We start from the raw sequence: 16,101 nt of genomic DNA, 5'->3' as shown, positions 1-16,101 counted from the left end.
GTGTTTAGCGTTTCAAAGTGATTCACTGTACTTCGCATCAAAGCTGGTCGCGCACATAAACGATACGCGTCGTATGCGTCGCCGGATCCCGATACAGCAGGGTGGTCCGGTCCACTTCCGCGCGCTCGTGCTCCACGCGGCCGTGGATCAGGAAATACTTCGTCGTCACGTCCATCTGGTTCATATCGATGCCGTCCGTCTTCACGCCCGCGCCGGTCAGCGCGAGCTGCACGTTGCCGACATCGTGGAAAAACACGGTCTCGCGCCGCGCCACGAACGCCTGCGCCTGCGAGAGCGACATGCCTGGCACCGTCGCCGCGACCACTTCGGCGGTTGCGGTATTCATGTTCACCGACGTCGTGGTCGGCAGCACCGTCACGAACGGCCGCAATTTATCGACGATTTCCGGTGAAAAACCCGGGACGTCCATCAGCGATTCCACGTTGATCATCTGCAGCGGCGCGACCGGTGCGTTGCTGTCGGCGTCAGCCAGGCCGGGATCATCGGTGAAATTGCCGCCACCCGTGCCACCACCCGCCGCGAGTCCCTGGACCGCCGCCTGCTGCGACGCGGCCGCGGTCGTGCCTTGTGTCTGAAACCGCGTCGCCGACTGCGCCAGCCCGGCGCGCAACTGCAGCGCCACGGTTTTCGCAAGCGACCCGTTGAGCCCAAGCAGCGTCAACAAACGCTGAAACGACTGGATCTCTTCCACGTTGATGGTCAGCAAACCCGGCGTTGGCGTCGACACGAGATTGCGCAGGTTGAATTTGGCCTGCGCATCTTCAATCGATCCCGACAGATACGTCGATGCCCCCTGCTGCGCCCGCACTTCGCCAATCTGCCCGAGAAAGTCGGACAAGCGCGTTTTCGCGATCGGCACGCCCCACACGCCGCCGAGATACGTGACGGTCGGCGCGGTATCGGCTTCCGAACGCAGGATCAGGCGCGTCCAGTCGAGCGCGCTGCGCGAGATCCATTGCGCCTGGGAAAGCAGCCGCTGGTTTTCGATACGACGAATCTGCACTTCCTGCCGCCACAACAACCCGGACACGATGATCGCCGACAACGCCACCACCAGCAGCGCGCTGATGATCGCGACGCCTTTCTCCTTGCGGGTTGTCCGGATGCGTGAAGCGCGTTTCATGGTCATTCCCCGATCAGGAAAACGCGCGTGATCGGCGCGGCAAGATTGTGCGCGCCGACCGCAATCTGAATGCCCGTCACGGCACGCGGCAGGGGTGCGTTGCCGAGTTGCGGCACTTTCAGGTTGTTGTCGTTTTGCACGATCTGCGAGGTCACGTCCGCCATCCTCATCGTCCAGCCTGTTTTGGGCACGTATGCGCGCGTGGCGAAGGTCGTGACGCCGGCCATCAACGGAATCGATGACCAGCCATCCGCACCATCTCCCGCCGATAAAGCCCGCCGCACTTCGCCAATATTTCCAAGCGGCGGCGATGCAAACCGCACGACCAAACCATTGCTCAGCCGGTAACGGATCACTTGCAAACGCGGCGCCGTGCCTGCTCCATACACACCGCGCACGATCTGCAGGGAATTGCCGCCAATCGCGACTGCCGCTTGTCCGGCTTCGTCGTCGGTTGCGGCCTGGCGCGCATCGATGCGCATCTGGTCGAACAGTTGCTGCACCACACGCTCGTCTTCCATCGCGTTCGTGATGGTCGTGCGACCGCGCATGATCTGGTCGAGACCGCGCCACGACAGCACCGCGATTACCGCAAGGATCGCGATTGCGACCAGCATCTCGATCAGCGTAAAGCCACGCGCGCCACGTGGGCCACGTGCCCCACGATCCTGGCGCTTAGAGCGAACGATTGGTTTCATTCGCCACCACCATGACCATTTGCGCGAGATTGCCGGGCCGGCCGGGCGATGTGACGAACACTTCCACTTTCCTGAAAATCGGATTCGGCGTGGACGTCACGCGATCGGTGCACGTCAATCTGAGATTTCCCTGCGAACAATCGAACGTCTTCGTGCCGATATCCGGCCACGAATGCGTCAGCCGCAACTGCGCAAGTTCGTTGTCGGCGCTCCATCCGGCGAGCAAGCGGTTGTGCAGATCGGCCTCGCCGGTTGCAAGAGAACCTACTGCCCTGAGCGACGCCGCCAGCGCCACCGCGATGATCGCCAGCGCAACGAGCACTTCGATCATTGTGAAGCCGCGTGCGCGCCCGGGTCGTAAAAGCTTCGCCATCAGCGCACCCGATACCGGCCGTTGCCCGTACCCACGATCGTCGCCCGTCCGACTGCAGAGACGATGGTCACTTCCATGGGGGTATCGATGGCTTCCGTGCCGAACACCAGCCTGTTTGTTACCTGATCCGAGCCCAGATACTGGATCGTCACGCCGGTCACGCCGCCTTCCCAGCGGCGCGGCCGCAGCAAGTCGTCGCGCAACGGACGCCAGCCGTCTTCGGTCCGGACATCGAAACGAAAACCGCCGTCGAGCGGCTGCCATGCAATCGGCCGCGCGCGCACTTGCGCCTCGTCGCCCGCCGATTCGAACAGCAGCGCGAGCCGCTGCGCTTCCTCGTTCAGATCGGTGCGTGGATTGCGCGTGAGCTGCAGCGAAGCAAGCGACACCAGCAACCCTGCGATAACCAGCACCACCAGCATTTCCAGCAACGTGAAGCCAGCTTGCGGCCGCGCCTTCGCCGCGCGCTGCGGCTTAAACAAGGCTGAACGATACGGCTCGTGCTGCTGGTTCACGTCGGTTACTTCTATGAAAGTTGCTTAAAAGTGACTCATTGCCACGAGCCGACATCGGCGTCGTTGCCTTCGCCGCCCGGCTTGTTGTCCGCGCCGTAGCTGAACACATCCACTTCGCCGTGCACGCCCGGGTTCAGATATTGATACTGCGCGCCCCACGGGTCGTTCGGGAGGCGTTCCAGATAACCACCGTCCTTCCAGTTGTTCGGGATCGGATCGTTGGTCGGTTTCTCGATCAGCGCGCGCAAGCCCTGCTCTTGCGTGGGATAACGGCCGTTATCCAGCCTGTACAGCTTCATGGCCTGCATGATCGTGCCGATATCCTGCTTCGCCGCCACCCGCCGCGCCTCGTCCGGACGGCTCATGATCTTCGGCACGATCAGCGCCGCGAGAATCCCGAGAATGGCGATCACCACCATGATTTCGATCAGCGTAAAGCCGCGCTGCCGTTTCTTCTGCGTGCCTTGCGCCGTCTGGAGTGCGTCGCGGCGCTTCATCAACATTTGCATGACTTGATCTTCCTTTCCAATTTGATGTCGTTCACGGCGCTCGCGTGTCAGGTAGCCGCACCGTTGAGTTCACTGTCTGTCCGCCGCCAACGCGCGGTTGTTGCGGGCAGGAAAGCATTCTATAGATCTGGCGTAAGGTGATTCCGCTTCAACGCCCGCCCTCGTTCGCTCCCTTTGATCTCGCGCGGTATCAGCGCACATAAATGGTCGGTCCCGGCGCATTCGGCGGCAGGAAGACTTCGGAGAGCGCGCCTTTTCTGTCGATGATGATCGAGCGCGCCCGCACTTCCTTGATCGTCACGCCCTGGGTAAGCGGACCGCCGAGCGAAATGGCCTTTGCCGGCTCGCCGCCATAACTGACGATAGCCGCCGCGCCGTGCTGCAGCGAAAGAATCCCGAACAGATGCACGTCCTGGTTTTCCTGACGCTTCAACTGGCCGCCGAACAAGGTGGCCGCAAGTTCAGTGGATGGCGCGCGCCCTGCCGCCGCCGCCGGCAATGGCGCACTTTGATGCGATGTCAGCGTGACGATCCACCAAGTCAGCGTCGCGCAAAAAACAGCGAGCGCGACGAGCGTAAGAAGGCGGGTTTGGAGGGCGTTCATAGGGTCGACTTCTTCACTGCACCAGATTATTCAATTCGATGATCGGCAACATCACCGCCAGCACGATCACGAGTACGACGCCGCCCATCGCGAGGATCAGGAGCGGTTCCAGCAGGCTTGTCAGGAACATCGTGCGGCGTTCGAGTTCGCGTGCTTCACCTTCGGACGCGCGGTCGAGCATGGTCGTGACATCGCCGGTTGCTTCGCCGGAACGGATCAGATGGACCAGCACCGGCGGAAACGTCTTCGTGTTGCCGAGCGCGCGCGACAACGACGTGCCTTCACGTACCCGGATGATCGCGTCTTCCACGTTTTCGCTCATCGCGCGATTGCTCAGCGTTTCGCCGGCGGCCTGCAGTGCACGCAGGATCGGCACGCCGGCCGCCGTCAGGATGGCGAGCGTGCTGGCAAAACGCACGGTGTTATAACCGCGCACCAGCTTGCCGAGCAGCGGCGCAGTCAGGAGCCATCGATCGAACGCCATGCGTGGTCCGGGCCGGGCAAGCAACTGCTTGATGAACCAGCTAATTGCGATCACGCCGATCAACATGGCCCACCAGTAATTCCGGACGAAACCGGAAAGCGCCATCATCGCGATGGTCAAGAACGGGAGCGACTGCTTCGTGCTTGCGAACACGTTCACCACTTGCGGCACGACGTAGCTCAGCAAGAACGTCACGATCCCAAATGCGATCAACGTGACGATCGCCGGATACGTGAACGCGAGCACGATCTTCTGCTTGAGCGCATTGCGCTGTTCGATGTAATCCGCGAGCCGCGACAACACGAGGCCGAGCTTGCCGGTATGTTCGCCGGCGGCCACGAGCGCCCGATAAATCTCCGGGAAGTCGCGCGGATGTTCGGCGAGCGCATTGGCAAACGAATGGCCGCCGAGCACTTCGGCGCGGATCGCGGCCATCAGTTCGCGGATGTAATCGCGCTCCGATTGCTCAGTCAGGACCGATAGCGTCTCGCCGAGCGGCAATCCCGCGATCAGCAAGCTGGCGAGTTGCCGCGTGAGAATGGCCTGCTCGCGCTGCGACAAACGTTTTCCCAGCGAAAGACGCTGCTTTCGCTCACCGCGCGTACGCGACCCCGCCGCTTCCACGACAAGCGGCGTCAACCCTTGCGTGCGCAACTGGCTGCGCGCGGAGCGGGCGCTGTCGGCATCGAGTACGCCTGTTTGCGACTTGCCCGCCTGATCGATAGCTTCAAAACGAAACGCCGGCATGGATGTCTAATCTCCGCCCGTCACGCGCAGCACTTCTTCCAGCGAAGTCGCGCCAGTCGCCAACCATCGGTTCCCGTCTTCACGCAGCGTGCGCATGCCATTTTCGCGACCGGCCGTCAAAATTTCGGCATCCGATGCATTGCGGTGAATCAGCGCACGGATCGCGTCGTCCAGCAGCAGCAGTTCGTACACGCCGCGACGTCCTGCATATCCCGAGTTGCCGCATTTATCGCAGCCGACCGCATGCCAGTGCATATGGCCGTTTTCGGTACGCTGTTCCTTGCACACCGGACACAACTGGCGCACGAGCCGCTGCGCCAGAACGCCCAGCAGCGACGACGCCAGCAAATACGGTTCGACGCCCATATCGGTGAGACGTGTCACCGCCGATGCCGCGTCGTTCGTGTGCAGCGTCGCGAGCACGAGGTGACCCGTGAGCGATGCCTGCACCGCAATCTGCGCCGTCTCCAGATCGCGGATTTCCCCGATCATGATGATGTCCGGGTCCTGCCGCAAAATGGACCGCAACGCACGCGCGAAGGTCATGCCGATGCGCTCGTTCACCTGCGTCTGGCCGATCCCGCCCAGGTCGTACTCGATAGGATCTTCCACCGTCATGATGTTGGTGGTCGCCGTCTCGAGCCGCGACATGGCGGCGTAAAGCGTGGTTGTCTTGCCGGAACCGGTCGGTCCCGTTACGAGCACGATGCCGTGCGGACGGCCGATCAGCTTGTCGAAGTGCACCAGCGTATCGCGCGCCATGCCGAGCGTTTCGAGGTTCAGGCGTTGCGCGTCTTTTTCCAGCAGACGCAGCACCGCGCGTTCGCCGTGACCGGTCGGCAAGGTGGATACGCGCACGTCGACTGGACGGCCGCCCACGCGCAACGTGATCCGTCCGTCTTGCGGCAAGCGTTTTTCGGCAATGTCCAGTTGCGCCATGATCTTGATCCGCGAGATCAGCGCGCCATGCAGTGCTTTCTTCGGGCGCACGACGTCGCGCAAGGTGCCATCGACGCGAAAACGCACGACGGACGACGTCTCGAACGGTTCAATATGAATATCCGATGCCTGTTCGCGCGCCGCCTGCGTCAGCAGCGCGTTGATCATGCGGATGATCGGCGCGTCGTCTTCCGACTCGAGCAAATCCTCGATCTCGGGAATGTCCTGCATCAACCGCGACAGATCGACTTCGCCTTCCACTTCGCCAACGACCTGCGCCGCGCTGCCGTCGTTGCGCGCGTAGGCCGAGTTGATCGCCGCCGAAAGCTCGTCCACCGGCAAACGCACGATCGACACAGCGCCGAAGTTTCGCGCGACTTCGGCGAGTGCGGCGTCGCTGGTTTTATCGCTGATCCATACCTCGATGCTGTCCGCATGCTGGTGCGCGACGAGGATCTGCCCCGTGCGCGCGAACGCGTACGGAATCAGCCGGGCCGCAAGCGGCGACGGAACACTCGTGGCGACATTCGATGCGGACAGGTTCAACGTACTCACGGCTTGGCTCCTGCGTCGCCATTGAGCGGCACGCCCGGCGCCGGATTGTTGTTCGGCACAGCGTAGTTGTTCACGTTCGCGGGCTGTTGCGGCTGCGGCGGCTGTTGATACGGCTGTTGTTGCCCCTGGTATTGCGGTTGCCCCTGATATTGCTGCTCGAGCGGCTGCTGCTGGCCTTTTGGCGGCGCCGCTTGCGGCAAGGTCGCGCTGCCGCCTTGCGACGGCGATCGCGTCATGTTGTTCCAGTCGAACAGGTTCTTCGATGGCACGCCGCCCTGACTCGGACCAATCGGCGCCGGCGGCAGGACAGGAACATCGCGATCCTTCTCAATGCGGTTATCGGAGATCGAGTTGTACTGTTGCTGACGCAGGTTGTCGTAACGATCGTTCGAAATCTGCGAGCTCGTAGCCTGGTCGCGCACGATCACCGGACGCAGGAACACCATCAGGTTGGTTTTCGTCCGCGTCTTCTGCTCGCTGCGGAACAACTGCCCAATCCATGGAATGTCGCCAAGCAACGGAATCTTGCTGTTGCTCGTGTTGTACTGATCCTGCATCAAGCCGCCCAGCACGACGATCTCGCCGTCATCGGCAAGAATGGTCGACTGGATGGAACGTGTATTGATGGTCACGCCGCCGGGATTGTTGGTCGTGGTGGTATCGACGCTGGAATCTTCCTGATAAAGCTGGAGCTTCAGGATGCCGTCCTGCGTGATCTGCGGCTTCACGTGCAGCGTCACGCCTACATCGCGTCGATCGAACGTGTTGAACGCGGACACCGACGTGCCCGTGTTCGCCGTCGGCGTGGCGTACGAACCGGTCACGACCGGAACGTTCTGGCCGACCACGATCTTCGCTTCCTCGTTGTCGAGCGTGATGAGGTTAGGCGTGGAAAGAATGTTCGCATCCGCCGATGTCGACAGCGCCTGCAGCAAACCGCCAAGGCCGAAGAAGTTGCCGAACTTGTGCAACAAGCCGATGTTCAAGCCCTGCGAAAGCAGCCCGGTCTGTCCTGCCAGCGCTGATGGATTGCTGCCGGCGGCGTACGCGGCGGCGGTCAGGTCCACAATGTTGCTCGTTCCCGTGCCGAAGCTCGTACCACCGTAAACGCCGTTGTTTCCGCTGTTCGAAAGCAGCGCGCCCTGCCACTGAATCCCGAGGTTTGCGCCCGTCGTGGCCGAAAGCTCCACGATCAGCGCTTCAATATAGACCTGCGGACGGCGTGCATCGAGTTGGTCGATCACTGCGCGCAAGTTGCGATACACCGGGTCCGACGCCGTGATGATCAGCGAGTTCGTGGATGTATCGGCCTGGATCATGCCGTTTCCGGGCTGATCGTTGCTGCTGCTGTCGTTATTGTTGTTGCCAAAACCTTTGTCGCTGCTCTGACCGCCGCCGCCCATCGGGTTGCTGCTCGATGCCGAGCTGCTGCCGCCCAGGCCGCCCGGCAACGGCGGCAAGCCGTTCGTGCCGGTTGACGAGCTGGAACCGCTGTTCTGTCCGAACGATCCGCCAGAGTTGCTCGACGACCCCGATCCCGACGAAGATGACGACGAGCTGTCGCCGCCCTTGCCCATCATTGCGCGCAAGGTTTTCGCAAGCCGCGTGGCGTCCGCGTTGCGCAGCGTCACCACATGCATGTTGCCGGGCTGCGTGGTCGCGGAATCGAGCTTGCGCGCAAGCGTCTTCGCGGCCTCGAGCCGGGCGCTGCTGGAGGCGCGCAGCAACAGCGAGTTCGTGCGTGAGTCGGCGGTGACGGTGACTTTCAGCGTGGCGTCGGTGCTGCCGATCGAACCGGGATCCAGAAGCTTGCTCATCTGCTCGGCGACATCGAGCGCGTTTGCATTCTTCAGCGTGACGACGTCGACCTGACGGCCCGCCGCTGTATCGATACCCGCGATGATGCTGCCGATACGCCGCACGTTGTCGGCGTAATCGGTCACGACCAGCGTGTTGTTCGCCGGATAAGCGGCGATAGTGTTGTTGGGCGAGATCAGCGGCCGCAACACCGGCAACACGTTGTTGGCCGATTCGTTATGCAGTTCGAAGACCTGCGTGATGACCTGGTCGCCCCGCGCGGTCGGCGCGTTGCCAATGTAAGTCGGGACGCCCTGCAGCTTGGCATCGGCTTCCGGCACGACCTTCAGTACTCCGTGATCCTGCACGAGCGCGAAGCCCTGCATCCGCAATGCGGACTGCAGCGTCTTCAAGGCCTGGTCCTCCGGTACCGGATTCTCCGAGACCAGGTTCAACTGCCCTTTGACCCGAGGGTCGACGATGATCGTTTTTCCCGTCGCGGCGCCGATCGCTCTCGCGACCTGATCGATATCCGCATTGACGAAATTGAGTGTCACTTGTGCGTGCGCGAGTTGCGTAGTGACAAGACCAGCCACCAGCAAGGCCGTCGCCGCGCGACGCAATGCAATACGTTTTCTTCTCATGGAGTGTGATGTCTAGACCTGCTGATAACGTTGCGTCCGGTCCACCGCTTTTAGCGTCAATTCGACACTTTTACCGCCACGATGATCCGATGCGAACGTTTCCAGGGCCGGTGCCCGGGCAATGCCATATCCCAAAAACGTGAACCATAGCAGCTTTTGATGTCGGTTTTGTCACAAAAGCACTATCGATTGGCTGACGACACGTAATTTTCAAAAACACCTGAAGGATCAAACAGTTCCATCGGATGAAAGTAAATTTTCCTCAATCTTTCTGTCGCTTTTTTGTCATCCTTACTGCCACAAGGGCTTAAGAATCGTCATATTTTTGCCGCTTCCCTTATTTAGGCGATGAGTTGCAGTCTAAGCCGCCTATAAAGCAAAGATCACATGAAACCTTTGCTTGCAAAAAAATTTGACGTTCTTGGCGTCGTTCGGCTGGCGTATGTCGGACGGCCGAATTTAAAACGCAATAGTCTGCCGGTATGATACGGGCGGAACGGCGTGACGGATGCGCTTCGTGCGGGTGGGTTTTCCCGTGTTTTCAGTACCTTACCTAGTGTTACCCCGCCTTACCCAGCTTTGCCGGGCGCCCGCGACGTTGTCTTGCGAGCCTTGCAAAACAAAAACGGCGTGCGAATGCGTATCGATATTTCGCATGCTGTTGATTGAGTGGAACTGACAATGATGAAACTTGTGTTGCAATTTCTTGCGCTTGGACTTTCCGGCCTGCTTGTGGCCGCGCCTGCGCACGCGGACTGCTTTGACGAAGCCGCCAAGTACCAGAAAGTGAACCCGTTGATCCTGCGGGCGATTGCATGGCAGGAGTCGCACAACAAGCCGGACGCCATGAACAAGAATGCGAATGGTTCGATTGATTACGGTCTGATGCAGATCAACTCCATTCACCTGGGCCAGCTCGCGCAATACGGCATCTCGACCACCACGCTGATGGAACCGTGCAAATCAGTGTACGTAGCGGCGTGGCATTTGCGCCAGAAGATGAACAAGTATGGCAATACCTGGCAGGCAGTTGGCGCTTACCACTCGGAAACGCCAACGTTGCGTGATCAGTATTCAAAAGACATCATCGCCATTCTCGGCAAGTGGAAACTGCTGACCGCATCGCGCTAGGTCTTCTGAATTTCCTTTTCAGTTCAATCATATTTCATCGCGTGGCGCGGCATTCCAGCCGCGTTTGATGCACAATTCCGCGTTCCAGCTCGCTGTCTGAACAAGCGATCTTTCTTGAAAGCGCCCCGCGTCGTCCGCGGCCGCGCGCGCGAAATCGCGCCTTTCTTTCGATGCCATCGCGATGAACCAACCATTGCCAGTCACCGTGCTTGCCGGTTTGCCAGGCGCAGGCAAGACTACGCTCGTCAGCCATTTGCTCTCCGCTAGCGCCGATCACGGCGGTTCGCGCATCGCGGTGGTATCGGGCGAAACCGGTGGTCTTTCGGATGAGATCGCCCGTGTCGCAGCCGGACATGGATTCAATGCAATCGTGGTCGAAGCATCGGGCCAGGAAGATCCGCAGAACATCGCCGAAAACCTCGTCTTCGATAACGACATCGCCCGTCTCGACACCGTCGTGACCGTGGTCGACGCGCAAAACTTCCAGCGCGATTTCGCATCGACGGACATGCTCGGCCACGATGACGAAGGCGATCGCACAGTGGTGGAAACGCTCGTCGCTCAGATCGAATTCTGCGATGTGATCGTGATCAACAAGACGGACCTCATCGGTGCGCCTGCGTTGACCGAGCTGCGCGACACGCTGCACGCGCTCAACCCGCGCGCCGTGTTGATCGATGCGCAGTTCGGCGTCGTGCCGTTGAAAGACGTGGTGAATACCGACCGTTTCGACTTCGACGCAACATCGAGCGCGCCCGGCTGGCTCGAAATGTTGAACGCGGAGCCGGACGCCACGCCGCTGGTTCCCGAAAATGAGTCCGGTATCAGCGGCTTTGTGTATCGGGCGCGGCGGCCGTTTCATCCTGAACGGCTCTGGTCGCTATTGCACCGGGAATGGACCGGCGTATTGCGGTCGAAAGGCTTCTTCTGGCTCGCAACGCGCAGCGATATCGGCGGATCGCTTTCGCAAGCCGGCAGCGCGCTGCGTCATGGTCCCGCGGGCATGTGGTGGGCTGCTCAGGATCGCAGCGAATGGCCGACTGGCGACGCCGAACTCGAAGCCGAGATCGCGGCCGACTGGTTTGGCGACGCGGACGACATGAGCATTGGCGACCGGCGTCAGGAACTGGCCATGATCGGCACGGCGCTGGATGAAACGCACTGGCGCAGCGTCTTCGACGCCTGCCTGCTCACTGACTCAGAATGGTCGCAAGGCGCAGAGGCGTGGGCTGCATTCGGCGATCCGTTTCCATCGTGGGAAATGGACGATGACGATCATGAGCACGACCACGACCACGATCACGGCGATGACTGCGATTGCGGCGCGCACGGACATGACCACTGACCACCACAAAGCACGAGACGAAAAAAAACCCGCCGGCGACTGATGCCCGTACGGGTTACGTGCGCTGAACTACGGTTCAGCGCGGACAATCGGCTACGACTTACCGCTTGTTCACTGCGTCCTTGAATGCCTTGCCAGCCGTGAACTTGACGGTCTTGGCTGCCGGAATCTTGATGGATTCGCCGGTTTTCGGGTTGCGGCCGGTGCGCGCTGCGCGCTTGCCCGAGCCGAAGCTGCCGAAGCCAATCAACTGCACGGCGTCGCCCTTCGAGACAGCCTTCTTGACCACTTCGAGCAACGTGTCCAGCGTTTCGCCGGTTTGAGCCTTGCTGGCGCCGGTCTGAGCGGCCACGGCGTCGATCAGTTCCTGTTTATTCATTAAGGTTCCTTTATCAGTTTAGGTTGACACGAACAGCGCGAACGCGCCGATTATACGTGCGCGGGCCTTGCAGTCGAGTACTGGCGCGGGTTCAGCTCCCTGACCCGCTGTTCCGGCAAACCCTCAACCTTCGACAGCCCGGCCACCTCCGTACTCGGCGGTTGTTATCATAATGCAGCGCAAACCCAATCAGGACAAGGGTTTCGAAGATTTACGCATGATCCGGCAGGGGCGCAAACCTTTGCTTTGAATTTGCACCTGCAAGCAATCATTTTGCTCAGCGCCAGCCAGACGTCGTTGGTTTTTGCCAACGGTTATATAAATGTTCATCCGGATTGAACGCAAAGCCTTGCCCCTATTGGCTTCCCGGGGCGCGAACAGACATCCCGGAGCCCGTGAAATAGGTCGATTTGCGAGTGTTCCACGGTTCATCTTATTAGCTGGGTTTCAAACAATTGCATGAACGATACAGCGCGTAACGCGCCCCTTTTCCACGACCGTTCGCGCTGGGCCGGACGTCGGAAATTCACGATATTTGAGACGCTGTTCGATGCCGGCCGGCGGTTTATCGATACGTGGAGCACGTGGCGCGACGATCCGCAGCGCTGCGAGCGGTTGCATTTCGTGGCGCTTGTGGAAATGGAATCGATGAATGCGCTTGGCATTTTCACCGACCACCCGGCCCTGTCCCAGCTTCTGACCGATAACTGGCCTATGCCGGTGGCTGGTATTCATCGGCTGGAATTTGACGATGGGCGCGTCGTGCTGACCCTCGCCGCGGGCGATGCAGAAAGCGTGTTGCCGAAGTTATGGATGCGCGCAGATTCGTTCTATCTTCATAGCGGCGCGTCCGGCGAGAAGCTGCCGTTTATTGCCAAGGCGTTGGCGCGCATTTCCGGCGATCAGGCCACGCTTTATGCCGATTCCAATCCGCAACTGGCACGCGCGTTGAACGACGCGGGCTTCACAATCGATGAAACCTCCCAGCATGTGACCGCGCGCTTCGCGCCGCGCTGGCGCGTGCGGCGGCATGAACCGCCGGTCGCCCTTGCCTCGACTGAGCATGAGGACTCGCGCCACGCGATGGTGATCGGCGCCGGGCTGGGCGGCTGCGCGATCACTGAGCGGCTGGCATCGCGTGGATGGCGGATCACGCTGATCGACCGGCATGAAAGCCCCGCCCGCGATGCGTCCGGCAACCCAGCCGGTGTGTTCCACCCGATCGTCTGGCGCGACGACAGCGTTGCCGCCCGTCTCACGCGCGCTGGATTCCTCTATGCATTGCATCGATGGTCAGTGCTCGAACAACACGGCCACGACCTCAAGCGCAGCCACGCCGGCCTTTTGCAGATCGCCGATTCCGCGGAGGACGCCGGCGCCATCGCGGCTGCGATCACGCGCTTCGGATTGCCGCCTGCCTACGTCCGCGCGGTCGATGAACACGACGCCTCGCGTCTCGCCGGCCAGCCGGTAGCGCGCGCAGGATGGTTTTTCCCTCGCGGCGGCTGGATTTCGCCGGCGGCCGTGTGCGCGGCGCAATGCGCTGTCGCGGGCGACCGGCTTACATCGCGGTTCGATACGGATGTCGGACGGATCGAACACAAAAACGGCTTATGGACGGCCTTCGATACAACCGGCCGGTTTATCGCTGAAGCGCCGGTTGTGATCCTCGCGAACGCCGGTGACGCACAACGTCTGGCGGGCCTCCACGGCCAGCCGACGCGCGGCGTGCGCGGACAGCTCACGCTCCTGGAGCGCAGCCCGCTCGACGGCCTGCGCGTGCCTATCGTCGGCGATGGCTACGCCGTGCCGCTCGATCAGCACACCACGCTCACAGGTGCGACCTACGATATCGACGATACCAACCCACTTGTCGAGCCCTCGGGTCATATCGAAAATCTGGAACGCGTGGCCAGGATGCTGCCGGCGTTGAACGGGTTCGCACCGGACCCTGTCTCGTTAAATGGCCGCGTTGCATTCCGCTCGGTCACCAGCGATCGCATGCCGATGATCGGTTCTCTCGCCGATGAACCCGCCGCCCGCTCGGACGCCGCCCGTCTTTCGGGTGCGTGGCCGCTCGACCTGCCGCGCAAGCCGGGCCTGTATGGCGCGTTTGCCTTCGGGTCGCGCGGCCTGATCTGGTCCGCGCTCGCCGCCGAACTGATCGCGGCGCAACTGGAAGGCGAACCCTGGCCGGTCGAGCGTGAACTCGCCGATTCCGTCGACCCCGCACGATTCCTTCTACGCGCATTGCGACAAGGCGAATTCACTTAACTCAGCGATGAAAACCTTTTCCACTGCACCCTGTGGATAAGTCGTCGAATTTCACGCGAATGGGCTGTGTACTCGCTGTGGGCGTAAACGGGACAACTTGGCCGGCAGCCAAATTGCGCAAAAGTTGTTCGGAGTTGGCCCTTTGGCGCGCACACCTTCACGGCGCGCTTGTGCGCTCTGCAAGCAGCTGTTAACAATGACGAAAACAGGGTTATCCACAGAAAAGCGCCGTCCTTGTTAACTACTACTACGTATATATAAACAAAACTTGTAAACCTTAAAACAGACGTCATCGGCAGCGCAGAAAGTGGGAAAACACCCGTTTCGACAATCCAGCATCGCGATTTCACGGTAGGAATTTCCTTAAGTGCAAATGCGGAAATTCATTGTTACCGCTTCAGTTCGACGCTCGCCGGGCATGCGCAGTCGAGGCCAAGAGCTATGGCACAATCGCCGTTCTTTCGTTTAGCCGCTTCGCCGGCACGTCGCTTGGCGGGATCGCGCCAACGCGCGCAGCGGTCACCCACGCTGTGAACTCAGCAGCCGGGCCATTTGACCCACGTGTCGGACCGGCCATACGTAACAACAAACGCAACGACTCGCGGTCCGGGAACTGGTTGCGCATCAGGTAGCGCACGCCGCGACGAAACGTCCCTTTACCGCCCATCCGCACTAGCTGCGAAGGAGAATTCCTCAAGATGAAGTCGGCCTTTTCATTCCTACCCGTCTGGCCGCTCACACCCGATGCCATTTTCTGGGCCGGGCTCGCGCTCCTGGCGGCTGGCCTCTGTGGCGAATTGTTATGGCGCGCCTGGCGTTTGCCGCGGATTACCGGATATGCCGTCATCGGTCTGATTGCGGGAAATGCGGGTTTTGGTGTTATCGATGGCAGTTCTGCGGGTCTTTCGCGACCTTTGCTCGATGTAGCGCTCGGACTGCTCCTGTTCGAACTCGGCAGCCGGCTCGATTTGCGCTGGATTCGCCGTAATCCCTATCTGATCTTGTCGAGCATTGCTGAAAGCACGCTGACATTTGGCTTCGTCCTGATTGCGCTGACGCTGTGCAAAGTACCGATAATGCCGTCCATCGTGGTCGCGGCAATCGCCATGGCGACTTCACCGGCAATGGTGATCCAGCTTCGCACCGAGTTGCGCGCCGAAGGTCAGGTCACGCAGCGCCTCCTGACGCTGACTGCGCTCAACAGCATGTACGCCGTGGTCGTCGAAAAGCTCGCGGCCGGCGTGCTGCACCAGGAGATCTACGGCAATACGCTTGCGACCATCGTGCAGCCGCTTTATTTGCTGCTCGGTTCACTCGTTCTTGCGCTCGGTCTCGCACTTGCGTGCAACCTGTTGTACCGACGGCTGAACACCAACGACGAACATTCTTTCGTCGCGTTGTTCGGCCTCGTGCTGCTGGCGATTGCGATCGCGCACATCTTCAAGCTGTCGACCATTCTTGCGCTGCTGGCGGCCGGCATCATCGTGAAGAATTCGAATGAGCGGCCGCAGCTCTGGCCAACGCACTTCGGCACGGCCGGCTGGCTGCTCACCGTGATCCTGTTTGCTTTGACGCTCACCGCGTTCGAATGGCGCGATATCGCGCTTGGTGGTGTGGCGGCGCTGGCGCTTATCGTGGCGCGGTTCATCGGCAAGCTGGCCGGCGTGCTGATCTTCGCGAAACCCAGCGGGCTGAACTGGAAGCAGGGCGCGGCGCTCGGCGTGGCGCTCACGCCCATGTCGGCGCTCGCCTATCTTCTCGTCGACGATATGTACGTTCTGTATCCCGATTACGACCCGACCCTGCGCGCGATCGTGATGTGTTCGATCGTCATACTGCAGATCGTGACGCCGTTTCTGGTGTACCGAAGCTTGTCGGCGGTCGGCGAGCGGCGCGAGTAAGTCGATCAAACAAGTTGGTGTAACAAGTCGCTGCAATAAATCGCTGGCGTAGTTGCTTTAAC

14 protein-coding genes are annotated in these 16,101 nt (G+C 60.8%); 4 read left to right on the top strand and 10 right to left on the bottom strand.

Annotated elements, in window-relative coordinates; translation table 11 throughout:
* Positions 1–37: 37 nt before the first annotated feature.
* The 9 genes from gspK to gspD all read right to left on the bottom strand — a co-directional run bounded on the left by gspK (position 38) and on the right by gspD (position 9,009).
* The gene (gspK, locus tag AXG89_RS05850) at positions 38–1,144 is read right to left on the bottom strand and encodes a type II secretion system minor pseudopilin GspK (RefSeq protein WP_236873378.1); all 1,107 of its coding nucleotides are present in this window, start codon (positions 1,142–1,144) and stop codon (positions 38–40) included.
* 2 nt (positions 1,145–1,146) lie between these two features.
* Entirely contained in the window at positions 1,147–1,842 is a 696-nt protein-coding gene (locus AXG89_RS05845; RefSeq protein WP_082771342.1) for a PulJ/GspJ family protein, read from the bottom strand.
* Positions 1,820–2,215, bottom strand: coding sequence for a type II secretion system minor pseudopilin GspI (gene gspI / locus AXG89_RS05840; RefSeq protein ID WP_062168487.1), 396 nt, complete (start codon positions 2,213–2,215; stop codon positions 1,820–1,822). The genes AXG89_RS05845 and gspI overlap by 23 nt, the downstream gene beginning before the upstream one ends.
* Positions 2,215–2,697, bottom strand: coding sequence for a GspH/FimT family pseudopilin (locus AXG89_RS05835; protein ID WP_062170311.1), 483 nt, complete (start codon positions 2,695–2,697; stop codon positions 2,215–2,217). The genes gspI and AXG89_RS05835 overlap by 1 nt, the downstream gene beginning before the upstream one ends.
* A gap of 68 nt (positions 2,698–2,765) precedes the next feature.
* A complete protein-coding gene (gspG, locus tag AXG89_RS05830; RefSeq protein ID WP_056358946.1) occupies positions 2,766–3,239 on the bottom strand; it encodes a type II secretion system major pseudopilin GspG in 474 nt (157 codons plus the stop codon).
* 190 nt (positions 3,240–3,429) lie between these two features.
* Complete coding sequence (locus AXG89_RS05825) at positions 3,430–3,843, bottom strand: type II secretion system protein N (RefSeq protein WP_056358771.1); 414 nt, start codon at positions 3,841–3,843, stop codon at positions 3,430–3,432.
* A 13-nt stretch (positions 3,844–3,856) separates the two neighbouring features.
* Entirely contained in the window at positions 3,857–5,074 is a 1,218-nt protein-coding gene (gene gspF / locus AXG89_RS05820) for a type II secretion system inner membrane protein GspF (RefSeq protein ID WP_062168486.1), read from the bottom strand.
* A gap of 6 nt (positions 5,075–5,080) precedes the next feature.
* On the bottom strand, positions 5,081–6,568 hold the full coding sequence (gspE, locus tag AXG89_RS05815; RefSeq protein WP_062168485.1) for a type II secretion system ATPase GspE: 1,488 nt from the start codon (positions 6,566–6,568) through the stop codon (positions 5,081–5,083).
* A complete protein-coding gene (gspD, locus tag AXG89_RS05810; protein ID WP_119024624.1) occupies positions 6,565–9,009 on the bottom strand; it encodes a type II secretion system secretin GspD in 2,445 nt (814 codons plus the stop codon). Before gspD ends, gspE begins: the two co-directional genes overlap by 4 nt.
* Positions 9,010–9,693: 684 nt before the next feature.
* Between gspD and AXG89_RS05805 the strand changes: the two genes are divergently transcribed.
* Entirely contained in the window at positions 9,694–10,140 is a 447-nt protein-coding gene (locus AXG89_RS05805; RefSeq protein WP_062170309.1) for a lytic transglycosylase domain-containing protein, read from the top strand.
* 181 nt (positions 10,141–10,321) lie between these two features.
* Entirely contained in the window at positions 10,322–11,485 is a 1,164-nt protein-coding gene (locus AXG89_RS05800) for a GTP-binding protein (RefSeq protein ID WP_062168484.1), read from the top strand.
* Positions 11,486–11,585: 100 nt separating this feature from the next.
* On the opposite strand, the gene AXG89_RS05795 is transcribed toward AXG89_RS05800, so the two are convergent.
* Positions 11,586–11,864 (bottom strand): HU family DNA-binding protein, encoded by a 279-nt coding sequence (locus tag AXG89_RS05795; protein ID WP_031364544.1) that lies wholly within the window; start codon positions 11,862–11,864, stop codon positions 11,586–11,588.
* 459 nt (positions 11,865–12,323) lie between these two features.
* On the opposite strand from AXG89_RS05795, the gene mnmC reads away from it, so the two are divergent.
* Together mnmC and AXG89_RS05780 are read left to right on the top strand one after the other, a co-directional pair.
* Entirely contained in the window at positions 12,324–14,138 is a 1,815-nt protein-coding gene (gene mnmC, locus AXG89_RS05790) for a bifunctional tRNA (5-methylaminomethyl-2-thiouridine)(34)-methyltransferase MnmD/FAD-dependent 5-carboxymethylaminomethyl-2-thiouridine(34) oxidoreductase MnmC (RefSeq protein ID WP_062168483.1), read from the top strand.
* Positions 14,139–14,836: 698 nt separating this feature from the next.
* Positions 14,837–16,039: a cation:proton antiporter gene (locus tag AXG89_RS05780; RefSeq protein WP_062168481.1), complete on the top strand. Its 1,203-nt coding sequence runs from the start codon at positions 14,837–14,839 to the stop codon at positions 16,037–16,039.
* The last annotated feature ends 62 nt before the right edge of the window (positions 16,040–16,101 follow it).

Origin of the sequence: Burkholderia sp. PAMC 26561 (genome assembly GCF_001557535.2) — a bacterium.
Lineage (GTDB): Bacteria > Pseudomonadota > Gammaproteobacteria > Burkholderiales > Burkholderiaceae > Caballeronia.
The sequence above is the reverse complement of the archived record's forward strand: the minus strand, read 5'-3'. Positions and strand labels throughout refer to the sequence as shown.